Origin of the sequence: Citrobacter sp. NCU1, assembly GCF_010231475.1 — a bacterium.
Lineage (GTDB): Bacteria > Pseudomonadota > Gammaproteobacteria > Enterobacterales > Enterobacteriaceae > Citrobacter_D.
Genome location: NZ_NRDO01000069.1, coordinates 65,437 through 81,489 on the forward strand (window position 1 = coordinate 65,437; position 16,053 = coordinate 81,489).

Consider the following 16,053-nt stretch of genomic DNA (forward strand, 5'->3'; position numbering starts at 1 on the left):
GATGCGCTGGATTCAGTATAAGCCTTCATTTTTCGCAGGATTTGTGCGCCCGTCCGCAAACTGGCATTGCGCTTGCGGGAAAAAGCATTATTCGCACATATGATTAAATCTCAGACCCAAGTGGTCGGATCACCTGCAAATAATAAGGAAACACCATGACCTTACGTAAGCTTCTGGCGCTCTCATGCCTGTTACTGCCGATGATGGCCTCCGCACAAAACTTCGAAATGCACCAGAGAGTGCAGCCAGTGGGGATCGCAGATCGCGGTGAATTGATTCTTGATAATGATAAGTTTAGCTACAAAAGCTGGAATAGCGCGCAGTTGCCAGGGAAAGTACGCATTCTGCAACACATTGCCGGACGCACTTCAGCCAAAGAGAAAAACGCGGCGCTGATAGAAGCCATCAAAGCGGCGAATCTGCCGCACGACAAATACCAGACCACCACCATCGTCAACACGGATGACGCCATTCCTGGTTCCGGTATGTTCGTGCGCAGTAGCCTTGAGAGTAATAAAAAGCTCTACCCGTGGTCGCAATTTATTGTCGACAGCAACGGTATTGCGCGTAAAACCTGGCAACTGGATGAAGAGAGTTCAGCTATCGCCGTACTCGACAAAGAAGGCCGGATTCAGTGGGCAAAAGATGGCGCATTAACGCAGGAAGAGGTGCAGCAGGTGATCGCCCTGCTGCATACGTTACTCAGTAAATAGAGACCCGGAAGCCGGGGTTGAGGAAGGATTCACGCGGCGTGTAATTCAGAGGTTTACCCTGCCAGTCGTGAACATGCGCCCCGGCAGCAGCGGCAACAGCGTGGCCCGCAGCAGTATCCCAGACGTTAGTGGGACCAAAGCGTGGATACAACTGAGCCTGCCCTTCGGCCACCAGGCAGAACTTGAGAGACGATCCGATCGAGGTGGTCTGGTGTTCGCCCAACTGCTGCAAATACTCTTTCAGTTCGCTGTCTGCATGCGAGCGGCTAATGACCACCAGCGGCGGGCGGGCGTCACGTACCTGAATTTGTTTGCGCGTACCGCACTCTTCTTTCCAGGCTTTTCCTTCTGCCGCACTGTACATCACCTTCATGACGGGTGCGTAAACCACGCCCAATACCGGCTTACCCTTGTCGATCAGCGCGATATTAACGGTGAATTCCCCGTTACGTTTAATGAACTCTTTCGTGCCATCCAGTGGGTCTACCAGCCAGTAACGTTGCCAGTGCTGGCGCACGTCCCAGCTCTGTGGGTCCTCTTCCGAGAGAACCGGAATATCCGGCGTCAGCGCCAGCAATCCTTCGAGTATCACAGCATGCGCGGCAAGATCCGCCGCAGTGACCGGAGAATCATCCTGCTTGCTGGTGATCTCCATCGGTTTGACTCCATCGTAGATTTGCATAATGGCATCACCCGCATTCCGTGCAAGCTGGCATACATGTTCTAACATTCTCCACCTCGTTTGTGGCCGTGGCGTTAACTCGTTGTTTTACTTATACCCTATCGTCAGGGGATCCGCCAACTGTGATAACGAATGCGGTTTTGGCGGGTAAATTCATGGCATGATTCACGATTCTGTAAGCAAGAAGATATAGATACATTTTCTTTTGTGGCTTAGATCTTAAAAGGATGCCCCTGATGATTAAGTTTAGCGCAACGCTCCTGGCCACGCTGATCGCTGCCAGCGTGAATGCGGCGACCGTCGATCTGCGAATCATGGAAACCACTGATTTACATAGCAACATGATGGATTTCGATTATTACAAAGATACCGCGACGGAAAAATTCGGCCTGGTACGCACGGCAAGTTTGATTAATGCCGCCAGAAATGAAGTGAAAAACAGCGTTCTGGTCGATAACGGCGATCTGATCCAGGGAAGTCCGCTAGGGGATTACATGGCGGAAAAAGGGCTGCAAAAAGGCGATATTCACCCTGTCTACAAGGCCTTGAATACGTTGGATTATGCCGTTGGTAACCTTGGCAACCATGAATTCAATTACGGCCTGGATTATCTGCATGCTGCACTGTCTGGTGCAAAATTCCCTTACGTTAACGCCAATATCATCGACGTTAAGACCCAGAAGCCGCTGTTTACCCCTTATCTGATCAAAGAGACTGACGTCATCGATAAGGACGGTAATAAGCAAACACTCAGGATCGGCTATATCGGTTTTGTGCCGCCGCAGATTATGACCTGGGATAAAACCAACCTCAGCGGCAAAGTGACGGTGAATGACATCACCGAAACCGCCCGCAAGTATGTCCCCGAAATGCGCGCCAACGGCGCCGATGTGGTGGTCGTGATTGCACATTCCGGTCTTTCAGCCGATCCGTACCACAGCATGGCGGAAAACTCTGTTTACTACCTCAGCGAAGTTCCGGGCGTGGATACCATTATGTTTGGTCACGCGCATGCCGTCTTCCCGGGCAAAGATTTCGCCAGTATTAAAGGCGCGGATATCGCCAACGGCACCCTTAACGGTGTTCCGGCCGTTATGCCGGGCATGTGGGGCGATCATCTGGGTGTGGTGGATCTGGTGCTTAACAACGACAGCGGGAAATGGCAAGTGACGCAGGCGAAAGCCGAGGCGCGTCCGATTTATGACGCCGCGGCGAAAAAATCGCTGGCAGTGGAAGACCGTAAGTTGGTCGATATTCTGAAAGCCGATCATGACGCCACGCGCAAATTTGTCGGCAAGCCGATTGGCCAATCCGCAGATAACATGTACAGCTATCTGGCGCTGGTACAAGATGACCCGACCGTTCAGGTTGTGAATATGGCGCAGAAAGCCTATGTTGAACACTTTATTCAGGGCGATCCGGATCTGGCCAAACTGCCGGTGCTTTCTGCCGCCGCACCGTTTAAAGTCGGTGGTCGTAAAAACGATCCCGCCAGCTTTGTCGAGGTGGAAAAAGGGCAACTCACCTTCCGTAACGCCGCCGATCTTTACCTTTACCCCAATACCCTAGTGGTCGTAAAAGCCAGCGGCAAAGAGGTGAAAGAGTGGCTGGAATGCTCAGCAGGACAGTTCAATCAGATTGATATCCACAGCAGCAAACCGCAGTCGCTGATTAACTGGGATGGATTCCGCACCTATAACTTCGATGTGATTGATGGGGTCAATTACCAGGTGGATGTTTCGCAGCCCGCCCGCTATGACGGCGAATGCCAGACCGTCAACCCCAATGCTGAACGCATCAAGAATCTGACCTTCAACGGCAAACCGATTGATCCAAACGCGACGTTCCTCGTCGCCACCAATAACTATCGCGCCTACGGTGGTAAGTTTGCGGGCACTGGCGAAAATCATATCGCTTTTGCTGCACCGGATGAGAACCGTGCGGTGCTGGCCGCCTGGATTGGTGCGGAAACAAAGCGCGCGGGTGCAATCTATCCGGCAGCGGACAATAACTGGCGTCTGGCCCCCATCAGCAGTAAGACGGCACTGGATATCCGCTTTGAGACATCCCCGTCCGATAAAGCCGCCGCGTTTATTAAAGAGAAAGGACAGTATCCTCTGAAGAAAGTCGCCACCGATGATATCGGTTTTGCGATTTACCAGGTGGATTTAAGCCAGTAACGCTTTTCATTGCCGGATGGCGACGCCAGAGCGTCTTATCCGGCCTACGGGTCAACGCAATCTGCAGGCCTGTCTACGTGCGGTGGAACCATCGGATACGACACCCGATTGACAAAACCGTCCAGCGCCAGCGCCTGCAAAGATTGCCTCAACAAGGGGGCTGTTCGATGGCAGCCATAACTGACAGAGAGCGTCAAAAGCCTCCTGTTGGTGTTAAAAATTAGTTAATTGCAGTGGCATCCCCGGGGGTCATCTCTGATAATGAAACGATGGCCCAGGGGAGAGACACAGTGCAAGGCGTACCAGAACAGTTTATTGATGAGAAAGACAGCGCCCGTTTTCGCCATCTGGCGCAAATTCCCGGCGTTGAACTTTATCATGCCCACATTTCGCGTTACGCCTTTGAACCCCACACCCATGAAGCGTTTGGTATCGGGGCCATAGAGTCCGGCGCCGAGCGCTTTCGCTATCGCGGTACGCAATATGTTGCCCCCGCTCAATCCGTCGTCACGATGAATCCCGATGAGTTGCATACCGGCGAGGCCGACACGGCCGACGGCTGGCGCTACCGTATGATCTATCTTGAGCCCTACCTGCTGGAAGAGGTGACCGGGATCCGTCACTGGTGGTTTCAGGACGTGATGCGCCACGACCCGTTACGATCGCGTCAAATTTGTACCCATATCCAGGGACTCTGGCACGCAGACGATCCGCTGGCGCAAAAAGGTCTGCTGCTCTCACTTATCGACACGTTCCAGCCCCTGGCGCGTCATGCGCCGACGCTGCGCGAAGGCGCACACCGTTTTGATCGTGTACGTGAGTATCTGCATGATAACTATATGCATTCTGTCACACTGGAGGAGCTGGCGCGCGTCGCGTCGCTAAGCCCCTGGCACTTTCAGCGCCAGTTCAAAGCCCATTTCCACGTGACGCCGCATCAGATGCTGATGGCGATTCGACTGTGGCGGGCAAAGGCGTTTCTCACCCACGGTATGCCCGCAGCAGAGGTGGCAGCAGCCACCGGGTTGACCGATCAATCCCATCTCACCCGGACATTTACGCATCGCTACGGCATCACCCCGGTACGCTACCAAAAGCAGGTGTTCTCCGGCTAATCAGCAATCTCATACAATACGGACGTGGATTCCCTGCCTACACTTCTCACTACGTTCAATAATGTGGATGTAACAATGATTAGCGGTGTGTTGTATGCCCTGCTGGCGGGGCTGATGTGGGGACTGATTTTTGTCGGGCCGTTGATCGTACCGGAATACCCGGCGGTATTGCAGGCGATGGGGCGTTACCTGGCACTGGGGTTGATCGCGTTACCCATTGCCTGGCTTGGCCGCGTGCGGCTTCGCCAGTTGACGCGTAAAGACTGGCTGACTGCGCTGGCGCTAACGATGATGGGCAATCTGATTTATTACTTCTGCCTGGCGAGCGCGATTCAGCGTACCGGAGCCCCCGTCTCAACGATGATCATCGGAACGCTGCCAGTGGTGATCCCGGTATTTGCCAACCTGCTTTATAGCCAGCGTGACGGCAAATTATCCTGGCTACGCTTAACGCCCGCACTGGTGCTGATCGGCATTGGGCTGCTCTGTGTAAACGTTGCATAGCTGGAACAGGGGCTGCCCGATTTTAACGGCTGGCGTTATGGTTCAGGTATCGCTCTGGCGCTGATCTCCGTGGTGTGCTGGGCATGGTATGCACTGCGCAACGCCCGCTGGCTACGTGAAAATCCGGATAAACACCCGATGATGTGGGCAACGGCGCAGGCGCTGGTCACACTGCCGGTTTCTTTGTTGGGGTATGTCGCGGCCTGCCTCTGGCTCAGTGGGCAAACGCCCATGTTTGATCTGCCCTTTGGGCCGCGCCCGGCGGTGTTTCTTTGTCTGATGGTGGCCATCGCGATCTTGTGCTCATGGGTCGGCGCGTTATGCTGGAACGTGGCCAGCCAGCGTTTGCCAACGGTCATCCTCGGCCCCTTGATTGTCTTCGAGACGCTAGCGGGTCTGCTGTACACCTTTATTCTGCGTGAAGAAATGCCCCCACTGCTGACGCTGAGCGGGATTGCATTGCTGGTCATTGGCGTGGTGATTGCGGTGAGAGCGAAACCAGAAAAGCCAGGCATCGTCGCGGTTTCAGAGTCGTGATATTGCCGGATGTCACAGCGTTTATCCGGCCTACTCAGTCACCCCGGGTAGGCCAGAAAAACGTGTTTATGCTACGATTCGGCGCGAAACTTTAAACACGGCAACTGTCTGATTCAGACGCGCCGCCTGCTCTTCTAACGCTGCGGCTGCGGAAGCCGATTCTTCCACCAGCGAGGCGTTCTGCTGCGTCACGCGATCCATCTCTGCAACCGCCTGACCGACTTGATCGATGCCCCGGCTTTGCTCGTCAGATGCGGAAGCAATTTCGCCCATGATGTCGGTGACGCGGGTGACGGCATTCACAATCTCCGCCATCGTTTCACCGGCTTCATTCACCAGCGCCGCACCAGCGCTGACCCGATGACCCGAGTCGTCGATCAACGCTTTAATCTCTTTTGCCGCCTGTGCGCTACGTTGTGCCAGGGTGCGCACTTCACCCGCCACCACGGCGAAACCGCGCCCTTGCTCCCCTGCTCGCGCCGCTTCCACCGCCGCATTCAGCGCCAGAATATTGGTCTGGAATGCAATGCCGTCAATCACACTGGTGATCTGGGCAATTTTGCTGGAACTGGTGGCAATGTCGTCCATAGTACGCACCACCCCATCCACCACCGTTCCGCCTTTCTGCGCCGTCTCAGAGGCATTTCGCGCCAGATTGGTCGCCTGACGCGCATTGTCCGCATTTTGTTTCACGGTCGCGGTAAGCTGCTCCATACTGGCTGCCGTTTCCTCCAGTGATGCCGCCTGTTGTTCTGTTCGTGAAGAGAGATCGTTGCTGCCCGCTGAAATTTCCCCTGCGCCGGTATAGATAGTATCGGCCCCGTCACGCACCACACTGACGGTGTTCGCCAGCGCTTGCTGCATCTCGTGAAGATTGCGCGCCAGCAGCGCCATTTCGTTGCTGCCCTCCGTGTGAATGCTGTGGGTCAGATCGCCTGCCGCAATATGGCGAATGTGCGCCATCACATCATGCAGCGGTTTCAGCAATACACGCTGCATGGCAATCCAACTGATGACGATCACCGCCACGACGGCCAACATAATGAGGGTCATAATCCACAGGATACGCTGATAGTCGTTTTCGTTATCCCGCATCCCTGCATTTGCCAGTTCAGCCTGCGCGGTACGCCACTCATGGTAAACCGCCTGCATGGCCGTCTGTTTTTGCTCGGCATTCTGCCTGAACATCTCTTCCAGCTTGCCTTCAGCCAATAAGAGGTTCATTTTCGCCAGAGTGGCCGAGTAGAGGCCGTATTGCTCTTCCAGCCTGTCAGCCAGTTGTTCATCCAGACCCGGCGTTTCCGGCAAGGCGTAGTAGTTGTCGTAATGGCGCTTTGCCTCTGCCAGCATGCGGTTCGCGGTGCTCACCAGTTCATTCAACTGCCCACCATTGATCTGATTGGCCATGTTACCTTGCAGGCGCAACATACCCCGGTTGAGCGTCACACGCGCCTGGTTCAGGCTGATCCACGCATCGGTAAATTCAGCCACGTTCTGACTGGAAAGCTGTGACACGGTGAAGTTTTGTTTGTCGTGGTTGAGCGCGCCGATAAAAACGCCTGCGGAAATGATCTGCATCGCGCCCAGGGTGAGTAGCACGATAATCAGTAAGGTGATGACTTTGATCCGTTTGAACATCTGTTGCCTTTTCTTATGCAAGGTTGCCTGAGGTCTAACTATCGGCAGTGCCGCCAGCTTATTTAATCCTGTCGTAGGTAGCTCAAGAGGATTTCCATTCTTTTTAATAAGATTCAGCACCTTAAGAGAATAAGAAAAATTCGTGACGAACATCACATTTCATTCTGACTCGAAAGAGGTATATCTTCATCATAAAGATGCATTTAAAATACATCTTATATTTTTGAGCATGAGGTAACAGCTATGTCTTATCGCGATCAACCTTTAGGTGAACTGGCGCTTTCGATCCCTCGCGCTTCGGCGCTGTTTCGTAAGTACGATATGGATTACTGCTGCGGCGGTAAGCAGACGCTGGCACGTGCGGCCGAGCGTAAAGAGCTGGATGTCGACGCTATCGAAGCGCAACTGGCTATGCTTGCTGAACAGCCGATTGAGAAAGACTGGCGTTCCGCAGAACTCACCGAAATCATCGACCATATCATAGTGCGTTATCATGACCGCCACCGTGAGCAACTGCCGGAACTGATTCTGCAGGCGAGCAAAGTCGAACGCGTCCACGCAGATAAACCCAGCGTCCCGAAAGGCCTGGCGAAATACCTGACCATGCTGCACGAAGAGCTTTCCAGCCACATGATGAAAGAAGAGCAGATCCTGTTTCCGATGATCAAGCAGGGAATGGGAAGTCAGGCAATGGGGCCAATCAGCGTGATGGAAAGTGAACACGACGATGCCGGCGAATTGCTGGAAGTGATCAAGCACACCACCAATAACGTCACACCACCGCCGGAAGCCTGCACGACCTGGAAAGCGATGTACAACGGTATTAATGAATTGATCGACGATTTGATGGAACACATCAGTCTGGAGAACAACGTTCTGTTCCCGCGTGCGCTGGCTGGAGAGTAAAAAAATGCCCGGTGGCGCTACCGCTTACCGGGCTTACATTTCGAGTCTTTCCAGGCCGGATACGCGAAGCGCCATCCGGCTAGGGGATTAACGCACGCCAGCCATGCGTTTTTTGCCGATGAACAGCCAGCCAAGACCCAGTGCGATAAACCACAGCGGGGTGACGATCAGCGCCTGACGGGTATCTTCTTCCAGCGTCAGCAGCACCAGCACGAACACGAAGAACGCCATGCACACCCAGCACATCATCTTGCCCCACGGCATCTTGTAAATCGATTTCTCATGCAGATGCGGGCGCTCTTTGCGGTACACCAGATACGAGCACAGAATGATGGTCCAGACGAACATAAACAGAATCGCCGACACGGTCGTGATCATGGTGAATGCACCAATCACGCTCGGGTTAACGTACAGCATCACTACGCCACCCAGCAGGCAGATGCAGGAGAATGTCAGCCCTTTTGCCGGAACAGCACGTTTAGACAGCTTTGCAAACGCACTCGGTGCAACCCCTTCTTGCGCCAGGCCGAATAACATACGGCTGGTGGAGAACACGCCGCTGTTCGCAGAAGATGCGGCGGACGTCAGCACCACAAAGTTAATCAGACTGGCGGCAGCAGGCAGACCGACCAACACAAACAGTTCCACAAACGGACTCTTGGTCGGTACGACCGAACTCCACGGCGTCACCGACATGATGATGATCAGCGCGAAGACGTAGAACATGATGATACGAATCGGAATCGAGTTGATTGCGCGCGGCAGGGATTTCTCCGGATCTTTGGTTTCCGCCGCAGTCGTCCCCACCAGCTCAATGCCCACGAAGGCAAATACCGCTATCTGGAAACCGGCAAAGAAGCCGCTCAAGCCTTTCGGGAACCAGCCGCCGTCATTCCACAGGTGAGTAAACGAGGCTTCGACTCCGGTTGGCGACTGGAAGTGCATCATCACCATCACCAGACCGACAACGATCAGTCCCACAATGGCAACAATCTTGATCATCGCAAACCAGAACTCCATCTCACCGAACATTTTTACGGTGGCGAGGTTTAGGCTCAGCAGCAGAATAATCACCGCCAGCGAGGCCACCCAGTCGGAAAGCCCAGGGAACCAGAATTGCGCATAGGCGGTAATGGCGACGACGTCGGCCATTCCAGTTACCACCCAGCAGAACCAGTAGGTCCAGCCGGTAAAATATCCCGCCCACGGTCCGAGCAGATCAGAGGCGAAATCACTAAAGGATTTGTATTCCAGATTCGAGAGCAGCAATTCTCCCATTGCACGCATCACGAAAAAGAGCATAAAACCGATGATCATATAAACGAAAATGATCGACGGCCCTGCAAGACTGATGGTTTTACCGGACCCCATGAACAAGCCAGTGCCAATAGCGCCGCCGATGGCGATAAGCTGAATATGGCGGTTTGTAAGATTGCGCCGTAGCGACTGTTCAGACGAAGCCTCTTCAACGGCTCCGACTTTTACCTGATCTACCATGTTTTTTTCTTCCTGTACCTGTCTGTGTTGTTAGGCTCTACGGCCTTTAATGTGTCTGTCGTACATCTATGCTACGACGAACCCGTTATCGGGACTCATCGATATTAGGTAAGAATTGGCGGGATGAATACTAAGATTTAAATAAAATGTTAATTTTATGTTTAAAGTGAGTGTCGTATCACTCTAACAACGAGAATGAGTTCACAAAAATACACGCAGATGGCACATTTGCAAGATAAAATATCGACTTCTCGCTAACTATAGGTTTTTCACTCTTTATTCTGCCCCCCTCAGTAAAGAGGGGAACAGAAGTCACTGCTTAGAGAATTTCCAGCAGCTCTACATCGAAGACCAGCGTGCTGAATGGCGGGATGGACGCGCCAGCGCCACGCTCACCGTACGCCAGTTCCTGAGGAATAGTCAGTTCCCATTTGGAGCCGACTGGCATCAACGTCAGTGCTTCGATCCAGCCTGGGATCACGCCGTTTACCGGGAATTCAGCCGGTTCGCCACGCGCAACAGAACTGTCAAACACGGTACCGTCAATCAGTTTGCCGGTGTAATGCACACGTACACGATCGGTACGCGCCGGGATAGCGCCTTCACCCTGGTTGATCACGCGGAATTGCAGGCCGGACTCCGTACTGTTCACGCCCTCTTTCTCACGGTTTTCTTCCAGATATTTCACACCATCAGCGGCCATGGTCTGGAAACGTTCGCGACGCACTGCATCAGCACGTTCGTGGATCTCGCGCAGCGCGCGGTGAACCACATCCACAGGGACTGCCGGGTGTTTGCCTTCCAGCGCATCAGCAATACCAGCCACCAGCGCTTCAGGCAACAGCCCTTCCAGACCAGATTCGCTCAGTTGCTGGCCTACCTGCAAACCAATGCCGTAGCTTGCTTGCGCTTCGATAGTGTCAAAAGTCGGGGTTGCCATCATATTTCCTTTCATCGGATATCAAGAAGCGGGAAGCATATCAGCCACGCTGCATCCGGTAAAACTTTGTCTCGGGAAGAGATGACAAATCGCAGGGAAACATAAACAATAGGTGTATCCCGCGCTGAGGTCACGAAAGCGGGCATTATGACGAACATCATAGCGTTAGCCATCTATACTCTATGATCGAGGAACGATAAGCGGAGCAGGAGGAAAGCCATGCCCGGGCGCTTTGAACTAAAACCAACCCTGGCGAAAATCTGGCATGCACCGGACAATTTTCGCATCATGGATCCACTGCCACCCATGCACCGTCGTGGCATCATCGCCGCAGCTATTGTGCTGGTGATTGGCTTCCTGCTTCCTTCCAATGACACCAGCGAGACGCCAGTCGTCACGCGAAACGCCCAGTTGGATCTCCAGTCGCAGTCGCAACCACCAACGGAAGCTCAGCTTCAGGCACAACTGGTTGCCCCGCAAAATGATCCAGGGCAAGTGGCGCCCGTCGCCCCTGAACCTATTCAGGACGAGCAGCCAGAAGAACCATCGTCGCCACAGGCACAAGCGCCGACACAATCCCAGCCCTTCCAGCCGGATAGCGGGATTGACCAGCAGTGGCGTTCGTATCGTGTAGATTCAGGGAAAACCCTGGCGCAAGTGTTTCGCGATCATGGCCTGCCGCCAACGGATGTCTACGCCATGGCGCAGGCAGAGGGCGCAGGTAAACCGCTCAGCAACCTTAAAGATGGTCAGATAGTCCAGATCCGCCAGAACGCTAACGGTGTGGTCACCGGTTTAACCATTGATACCGGTAATAACCAGCAGGTCCTGTTTACCCGTCAGCCAAACGGTAGTTTTATTCGCGTGCGGTAATGCGTGCCCGGTGGCGCGAACGCTTACCGGGCCTACGATATTCAGACCTTACGAATCTTATTCACCCACCAAATCCCCGAGCACACCAGCACCAGCGCCAGCGCGTATTTCCACTCCAGGATATTTTCACCGAGGAAGGTCGCCGACAGGACCACGCCAGAGACCGGGATCAGAAAATTAAACGGGGCAATCATCCCCACCCGGTTGTATTTGAGCAAAATGCTCCACAGCGCAAAAGCCACTGATGAGAGCAGCGTCAGATAACCCAGGATCGCAACAGAAGAGAGTCCGTGTACGGTCAGTGAGCCACCGCAAGCATAACCGCCAATGACCAGCGCCAGGCCCCCTATCCCTAACTGATAGCCCGTCATGACTGTCGGGTCTACCGTCTGAGAGATACGTTTACCGTAAAGCGTCGCGGCGGAAAGGATAAAAGCGGCCAGAACAACAGAACCATCCCCCAACAGACTAAAACTGAAGTCCATCAGACCGTTGTTGAAGTTGACCACCATCACACCTATAAATCCCAGGATGCAACCGAGCGTTTTGTTGTAGCTGAGTTTGTCATTCTGATAGATAAAGTGAGCCAGCAGCACGCTAAAAAAGGTGCCTGTCGCATTCATGATCGACCCTTTTACGCCCGTCGTGAAGGCGAGGCCGATATAGAAGAAAATATATTGCAGCGACGTTTGTGTCAGCCCCAGCATGGTTAACTGGCCAAACTGTTGTGGACTTAAACGGGCGATAGGTTTTCGCTGCATCAACGCCAGCAACAGCAGTAACAGGCCCGCAAATAAAAACCGGTAGCCAGCAAAAACAATTTTTGAGGGGATATCATCCGTTGCAATCTGGAAGATCTCATACCCGCTCTTTATTGCCGGGTAAGCGCTTCCCCATAGCAAACAACAAAAGGCAGCACTCAGGTAAACAACATTTTTCCGGGCAAACAGAGGCGGCTGGTGGGTAACGTCCATTCCATTATCACTTTGAAATTATGTTTTATTTTTTGATTATCCCGAAAAGGATAAAGAATAGCCAGAGAGAAACCGGGGGAGCTGAAAAGCAAAACGCCGGCACAGGGCCGGCGTTTCGTCGTGGTGATGAGTAATTAATTACTCAGCAACAACGTTTACAACCAGTTTAGCGAAGACTTCGCTGTGAACCTGGAAGTCAACTTCGTGCTCACCAGTGGTACGCAGAACGCCGTTCGGCAGACGAACTTCGCTCTTAGCAACAGCAACGCCAGCTGCAGTAACAGCGTCAGCGATGTCGCGAGTACCGATGGAACCGAACAGTTTGCCTTCGTCGCCTGCTTTAGACGCGATGGTTACGGTTTCCAGTGCGTTGATTGCTTCAGCACGTGCGTTAGCAGCGGCCAGAACGTCAGCCAGTTTGGCTTCCAGTTCAGCGCGGCGCGCTTCGAAGAATTCAACGTTTTTCTTGGTAGCAGGAACAGCTTTACCCTGCGGTACCAGGAAGTTACGAGCGTAGCCCGCTTTAACGTTAACCTGATCACCCAGGCTACCCAGGTTTGCTACTTTATCAAGCAGAATAACTTGCATTACCTTATCCTCTTAAAGTCGTTAATAGACAGCGGCCGATTACTGATGACGATCGGTATACGGCAGCAGGGACAGGTAGCGAGCACGCTTGATGCAGCGAGCCAACTGACGCTGGTATTTTGCACGAGTACCGGTGATACGGCTCGGGACAATTTTACCGCTTTCGGTAATGTAGTTTTTCAACGTTGCGATGTCTTTGTAATCAATCTCAACAACGCCTTCCGCGGTGAAACGGCAGAACTTGCGACGACGGAAATAACGTGCCATATGGCTAGTCTCCAGAATCTATCAATTCAATCTGCTCGGCATGCAGAACCATTTTGCTCAGGCCGTTCTTTGCCTTATGGCAAGAGATGAACCCCTGAACGGTCACTGCGCTACCGACCGTTATACTGTGAGTAATGGCCTGGTTTTCGTGTCCGCTAACAATAACGGGCATTTGACACCACGCCTGCCGGTGAAAACCGGCTTCCTCCTGCACAGAACGATGCTCTAGCACGAACTGGCAATGAGGAATTCCTGATGGGCTGACCTTGCGAAGCGGCGTTCTGCACACTGTGCCAGATAACACCAGACGGTTGGTCATCAGAAATTACTCTTCAGAATCCCCAGCTTCAGCATCATCTGCGGTTTCGTTTGCGAAATCATCGCGACGTTCACGACGCTCGTCTTTCGCTTTAACCATCGGAGATGCTTCGGTAACAGCGTGCTTAGTACGCATTACCATGCTACGGATAACGGCATCGTTGAAGCGGAAGTTTGTTTCCAGCTCATCGATCACTTCCTGCGGCGCTTCAACGTTCATCAGAACGTAGTGAGCTTTGTGCAGTTTGTTGATCGGGTAAGCCAGCTGACGGCGACCCCAGTCTTCCAGACGGTGGATCGTGCCTTCTGCTGCAGTGATTGCACCAGTGTAGCGTTCGATCATACCCGGAACCTGTTCGCTCTGGTCAGGATGGACCATAAAAACGATTTCGTAATGACGCATCGAATTGCTCCTTACGGATTATTCAGCCTCCTGTCTGGGTCAGCCGAGGCCCATGGAGGCAAGGAACGTGTTAAAGGTCGGCTGAAAAATGACGCGTCATAATACTGGCGGCGGTCAGTAAACTCAAGGTGATTGTACGATTATTTATCAGAGCGCCGTGATCGTGCCGTCAGTACATGTCCAGCAACATCTTAGCGCTGATGCAAATAGAGACAATCACGATCATCGGCCTGATGACTTTCTTACCGCGCGTCAGCACAACCGTCGCACCCAGACGAGCGCCAAGAGACTGCCCGGCAAACATCACCAATCCAAGCGACCAAATCATTTTCCCTCCGGCAATGAAGAACATAATGGAGGCAATGTTAGACGCAAGGTTGATGAAATTAGAGTGGATCTGCGCCTTATCGATGCTGTATCCCCACATCAGGATGTAGCAAAGCGTGTAAAACGAACCGGCCCCCGCACCGAGAAACCCATCATAAAATCCGATACCGCCGCCGCAAATCAACGAAAAAAGAAATAGCGATACCTTCTGCCTCTTTTTCGGCTCACTCAGGTTAGGGGCAAAAATGAAATAAATGGCAACAGCGATAATTAACACCGGTAACATCTTTTTCAGCAGCTCAGGCTCGATAAACTGGATCAGCGTTGTCCCTACTGCGGCACCAGCAAAAGCGGATAAAAACACGTACTTATGTTGTTGAACGTTAATATGACCCTGACGCAAAAAATAAATACCCGAGGTGAGTGAACTGCCCAGTGCCTGAAGTTTATTCGTGGCCAATGCATTGGCGGGCGGCAAACCGGAAATCAGCAACGCACCGATAGAGAGAAAACCACCGCCGCCCGAAACCACATTGATAAAGCCCGCTATTAACGCAACCATAAACATGATCGTGAAATAGCTGAAATCCATGAATGATGTATCCATTAGTTTTTGCCTTAATATCATAAAGTTATCTTTATGTTTTCGATCACTATAAGGGGCGAATTTCGGCATTAAAATTGATTATTGCGTAAGTGTTCATTCTTAAAAGACAGGTATTTTTTGAGCGTAACGGCATGCGCAAGTGACTTATAAATGAAGGTGAAAAGAGCAATGCGGTAATTTTTTGAACAACTGCATCAGAAATGGTCGCTATCCCCTTCTCAAGTAGCGATTAGAATTAAATCAGAAGCAATCCATTCACAGGAGATATCGCCGACCAGACACAGCAGTCGAGGAGGTACAGTATGCGAGCCCGTGTTTTGACCTTTCTGGCTGCGCTTTTGCTCAGTGCAAATGTGACGGCAGCCATTAAAATCGATAACCAACAAGCCAGGAATATGGATGATGTGCAGAGCTTAGGCGTGATTTACATTAATCATAACTTCGCCACTGAAAGTGAAGCAGATCAAGCTCTGAACGAAGAAACAGATGCGCAAGGCGCAACGTACTATCACGTGATCCTGATCCGGGAGCCAGGTAGCAACGGTAACATGCATGCCAGCGCAGACATTTATCGCTAGCCATTCAGATACAACCAACGAGAACATTGCCATAGTTTGATTTGCCCCCTCTTCAGGGGGCTTTTTTTGGCACTACCGCCCCGGAATCAGACCAGTAACATCCCCGTGAGGATGGATTCCGGAGCGTTTTCTTTGCGACTTAGTTCTGCCCGTAGTAGGCGTTAGGGCCATGCTTACGCATAAAGTGCTTATTCATCAGGTAGTCATCAATCGGTGTTAACTGCGGGTTAATCCCACGCGCAATCCATGCCATTCGCGCCACCTCTTCCATTACTACGGCGTTATGCACCGCGTCATGAGCGTCTTTCCCCCACGTAAACGGTCCGTGTTGATACACCACAATCCCTGGCGTATGCAGGGGTTCCACATCACCCAGCGTTTCGATAATCACCTTTCCGGTGTTCAG

At 52.5% G+C, this 16,053-nt stretch carries 17 protein-coding genes and 2 pseudogenes; 7 read left to right on the forward strand and 12 right to left on the reverse strand.

What is annotated here, in order from left to right; all coding sequences use genetic code 11:
- Window positions 1–155 precede the first annotated feature (155 nt).
- Window positions 156–713 carry a YtfJ family protein gene (locus tag CJP72_RS19600; RefSeq protein WP_162382995.1) on the forward strand — a complete coding sequence of 186 codons (558 nt, stop codon included), beginning with the start codon at window positions 156–158 and terminating at the stop codon, window positions 711–713.
- On the opposite strand, the gene cysQ is transcribed toward CJP72_RS19600, so the two are convergent.
- Entirely contained in the window at window positions 703–1,443 is a 741-nt protein-coding gene (gene cysQ, locus CJP72_RS19605) for a 3'(2'),5'-bisphosphate nucleotidase CysQ (protein WP_162382996.1), read from the reverse strand. The genes CJP72_RS19600 and cysQ overlap by 11 nt on opposite strands.
- Window positions 1,444–1,631: 188 nt before the next feature.
- Between cysQ and CJP72_RS19610 the strand changes: the two genes are divergently transcribed.
- Window positions 1,632–3,575, forward strand: coding sequence for a bifunctional 2',3'-cyclic-nucleotide 2'-phosphodiesterase/3'-nucleotidase (locus tag CJP72_RS19610; protein ID WP_162382997.1), 1,944 nt, complete (start codon window positions 1,632–1,634; stop codon window positions 3,573–3,575).
- Window positions 3,576–3,646: 71 nt separating this feature from the next.
- Here CJP72_RS19610 and CJP72_RS19615 read toward each other — a convergent pair.
- Window positions 3,647–3,730, reverse strand: a pseudogene (locus CJP72_RS19615) (winged helix-turn-helix transcriptional regulator); the annotation flags it as partial.
- Window positions 3,731–3,865: 135 nt separating this feature from the next.
- Here CJP72_RS19615 and CJP72_RS19620 point away from each other — a divergent pair.
- Both CJP72_RS19620 and CJP72_RS19625 read left to right on the forward strand, forming a co-directional pair.
- Window positions 3,866–4,690, forward strand: coding sequence for an AraC family ligand binding domain-containing protein (locus CJP72_RS19620; RefSeq protein ID WP_162382998.1), 825 nt, complete (start codon window positions 3,866–3,868; stop codon window positions 4,688–4,690).
- A gap of 75 nt (window positions 4,691–4,765) precedes the next feature.
- A pseudogene (locus tag CJP72_RS19625) lies at window positions 4,766–5,731 on the forward strand (DMT family transporter).
- Window positions 5,732–5,797: 66 nt separating this feature from the next.
- Here the strand turns inward: CJP72_RS19625 and CJP72_RS19630 are convergent.
- Complete coding sequence (locus CJP72_RS19630) at window positions 5,798–7,369, reverse strand: methyl-accepting chemotaxis protein (protein ID WP_162382999.1); 1,572 nt, start codon at window positions 7,367–7,369, stop codon at window positions 5,798–5,800.
- Between the two features lie 243 nt (window positions 7,370–7,612).
- Here CJP72_RS19630 and ytfE point away from each other — a divergent pair, with 243 nt between their 5' ends.
- On the forward strand, window positions 7,613–8,275 hold the full coding sequence (gene ytfE / locus CJP72_RS19635) for an iron-sulfur cluster repair protein YtfE (protein ID WP_162383000.1): 663 nt from the start codon (window positions 7,613–7,615) through the stop codon (window positions 8,273–8,275).
- A gap of 87 nt (window positions 8,276–8,362) precedes the next feature.
- On the opposite strand, the gene cycA is transcribed toward ytfE, so the two are convergent.
- Window positions 8,363–9,772 carry a D-serine/D-alanine/glycine transporter gene (gene cycA / locus CJP72_RS19640; protein ID WP_162383001.1) on the reverse strand — a complete coding sequence of 470 codons (1,410 nt, stop codon included), beginning with the start codon at window positions 9,770–9,772 and terminating at the stop codon, window positions 8,363–8,365.
- A 319-nt stretch (window positions 9,773–10,091) separates the two neighbouring features.
- Window positions 10,092–10,712 carry an FKBP-type peptidyl-prolyl cis-trans isomerase gene (gene fklB, locus CJP72_RS19645; RefSeq protein WP_162383002.1) on the reverse strand — a complete coding sequence of 207 codons (621 nt, stop codon included), beginning with the start codon at window positions 10,710–10,712 and terminating at the stop codon, window positions 10,092–10,094.
- 219 nt (window positions 10,713–10,931) lie between these two features.
- On the opposite strand from fklB, the gene CJP72_RS19650 reads away from it, so the two are divergent.
- Window positions 10,932–11,585, forward strand: a complete 654-nt coding sequence (locus CJP72_RS19650; RefSeq protein WP_162383003.1) for an OapA family protein — start codon at window positions 10,932–10,934, stop codon at window positions 11,583–11,585.
- A 41-nt stretch (window positions 11,586–11,626) separates the two neighbouring features.
- Here the strand turns inward: CJP72_RS19650 and CJP72_RS19655 are convergent, their stop codons facing one another.
- The 6 genes from CJP72_RS19655 to CJP72_RS19680 form a co-directional block, all read right to left on the reverse strand.
- Window positions 11,627–12,559 (reverse strand): DMT family transporter, encoded by a 933-nt coding sequence (locus tag CJP72_RS19655; protein WP_162383004.1) that lies wholly within the window; start codon window positions 12,557–12,559, stop codon window positions 11,627–11,629.
- Window positions 12,560–12,697: 138 nt separating this feature from the next.
- A complete protein-coding gene (gene rplI, locus CJP72_RS19660) occupies window positions 12,698–13,147 on the reverse strand; it encodes a 50S ribosomal protein L9 (RefSeq protein ID WP_162383005.1) in 450 nt (149 codons plus the stop codon).
- Window positions 13,148–13,186: 39 nt separating this feature from the next.
- Window positions 13,187–13,414 carry a 30S ribosomal protein S18 gene (gene rpsR, locus CJP72_RS19665; protein WP_002210155.1) on the reverse strand — a complete coding sequence of 76 codons (228 nt, stop codon included), beginning with the start codon at window positions 13,412–13,414 and terminating at the stop codon, window positions 13,187–13,189.
- A 4-nt stretch (window positions 13,415–13,418) separates the two neighbouring features.
- A complete protein-coding gene (gene priB, locus CJP72_RS19670; protein WP_042321531.1) occupies window positions 13,419–13,733 on the reverse strand; it encodes a primosomal replication protein N in 315 nt (104 codons plus the stop codon).
- A gap of 6 nt (window positions 13,734–13,739) precedes the next feature.
- Window positions 13,740–14,135: a 30S ribosomal protein S6 gene (rpsF, locus tag CJP72_RS19675; protein WP_162383006.1), complete on the reverse strand. Its 396-nt coding sequence runs from the start codon at window positions 14,133–14,135 to the stop codon at window positions 13,740–13,742.
- Window positions 14,136–14,304: 169 nt separating this feature from the next.
- Window positions 14,305–15,069: a TSUP family transporter gene (locus CJP72_RS19680; protein ID WP_162383007.1), complete on the reverse strand. Its 765-nt coding sequence runs from the start codon at window positions 15,067–15,069 to the stop codon at window positions 14,305–14,307.
- Between the two features lie 302 nt (window positions 15,070–15,371).
- Between CJP72_RS19680 and yjfY the strand changes: the two genes are divergently transcribed.
- Window positions 15,372–15,647: a DUF1471 family protein YjfY gene (yjfY, locus tag CJP72_RS19685; protein WP_162383008.1), complete on the forward strand. Its 276-nt coding sequence runs from the start codon at window positions 15,372–15,374 to the stop codon at window positions 15,645–15,647.
- Window positions 15,648–15,786: 139 nt separating this feature from the next.
- Here yjfY and CJP72_RS19690 read toward each other — a convergent pair.
- Window positions 15,787–16,053 (reverse strand): class II aldolase/adducin family protein (locus CJP72_RS19690; protein ID WP_193568802.1); only part of this gene is annotated, 267 nt, incomplete at its 5' end.

Bases quoted from the DNA above. Each gene is read 5' to 3' on its own strand.
- CJP72_RS19600 (WP_162382995.1), top strand. From the start codon at position 156: ATGACCTTACGTAAGCTTCTGGCGCTCTCATGCCTGTTACTGCCGATG.
- cysQ (WP_162382996.1), bottom strand. From the start codon at position 1,443: ATGTTAGAACATGTATGCCAGCTTGCACGGAATGCGGGTGATGCCATT.
- CJP72_RS19610 (WP_162382997.1), top strand. From the start codon at position 1,632: ATGATTAAGTTTAGCGCAACGCTCCTGGCCACGCTGATCGCTGCCAGC.
- CJP72_RS19630 (WP_162382999.1), bottom strand. From the start codon at position 7,369: ATGTTCAAACGGATCAAAGTCATCACCTTACTGATTATCGTGCTACTC.
- ytfE (WP_162383000.1), top strand. From the start codon at position 7,613: ATGTCTTATCGCGATCAACCTTTAGGTGAACTGGCGCTTTCGATCCCT.
- cycA (WP_162383001.1), bottom strand. From the start codon at position 9,772: ATGGTAGATCAGGTAAAAGTCGGAGCCGTTGAAGAGGCTTCGTCTGAA.
- fklB (WP_162383002.1), bottom strand. From the start codon at position 10,712: ATGGCAACCCCGACTTTTGACACTATCGAAGCGCAAGCAAGCTACGGC.
- CJP72_RS19650 (WP_162383003.1), top strand. From the start codon at position 10,932: ATGCCCGGGCGCTTTGAACTAAAACCAACCCTGGCGAAAATCTGGCAT.
- CJP72_RS19655 (WP_162383004.1), bottom strand. From the start codon at position 12,559: ATGGACGTTACCCACCAGCCGCCTCTGTTTGCCCGGAAAAATGTTGTT.
- rplI (WP_162383005.1), bottom strand. From the start codon at position 13,147: ATGCAAGTTATTCTGCTTGATAAAGTAGCAAACCTGGGTAGCCTGGGT.
- rpsR (WP_002210155.1), bottom strand. From the start codon at position 13,414: ATGGCACGTTATTTCCGTCGTCGCAAGTTCTGCCGTTTCACCGCGGAA.
- priB (WP_042321531.1), bottom strand. From the start codon at position 13,733: ATGACCAACCGTCTGGTGTTATCTGGCACAGTGTGCAGAACGCCGCTT.
- rpsF (WP_162383006.1), bottom strand. From the start codon at position 14,135: ATGCGTCATTACGAAATCGTTTTTATGGTCCATCCTGACCAGAGCGAA.
- CJP72_RS19680 (WP_162383007.1), bottom strand. From the start codon at position 15,069: ATGGATACATCATTCATGGATTTCAGCTATTTCACGATCATGTTTATG.
- yjfY (WP_162383008.1), top strand. From the start codon at position 15,372: ATGCGAGCCCGTGTTTTGACCTTTCTGGCTGCGCTTTTGCTCAGTGCA.